Origin of the sequence: Kitasatospora nipponensis, from assembly GCF_039528135.1 — a bacterium.
GTDB lineage: Bacteria > Actinomycetota > Actinomycetes > Streptomycetales > Streptomycetaceae > Kitasatospora > Kitasatospora nipponensis.
The window spans coordinates 1-517 of record NZ_BAAALF010001166.1; the positions used below are offsets into that span (position 1 = coordinate 1).

Consider the following 517-nt stretch of genomic DNA (forward strand, 5'->3'; position numbering starts at 1 on the left):
GTCGCGATCGTCGTCTGGACCGTCGTCGAGTTGGACGCCACGTCGGGCTGGCTGACCTACCAACCGGAATCGCCGTCGGTAGCCGGCCCAGGTTGGTTGTTCGCGTTCGGCGTGTACATGGGTGACTGGGTGCTCATGATGGCGAACTGGGACTTCGCGCGTTTCGGCCGGACGAACAAGCGGGACGTCCGGACCAACGGACGGTTCGCCTTCGGCCCCGGGTTCTATCTGTTCACCATCGTGATCAACGGTTTGATCGGATCTTCGTCGCGCTGACCATCCCGACCGAAGGACCGTTGTCCGAGATATCGAGCCTCATCGGGATCGTCGAGCTGATGGGCATCTGGGGCCTGCTGTTCGTCTGGATCAGCCAGACCCGGATCAACACCGCCAACTTCTATCTGGCCACGAGCAACCTTTCCAACGTCTTCGCACAGACGTTCAAGCTGAAGCTGCCTCGCGTGGCGTGGGTCGTCATCGTCGGGACGATCGTCTCCGTGATCATGCTCAGTGATGT

2 protein-coding genes are annotated in these 517 nt (G+C 60.9%); both read left to right on the forward strand.

The features are described 5' to 3' along the window. On the forward strand, positions 1-276 hold a 276-nt coding region (locus ABD323_RS45450), incomplete at its 5' end, for a hypothetical protein (protein WP_344447784.1). A 20-nt stretch (positions 277-296) separates the two neighbouring features. Next, the coding region (locus ABD323_RS45455) for a hypothetical protein (RefSeq protein ID WP_344447785.1) at positions 297-517 on the forward strand (221 nt) is incomplete at its 3' end.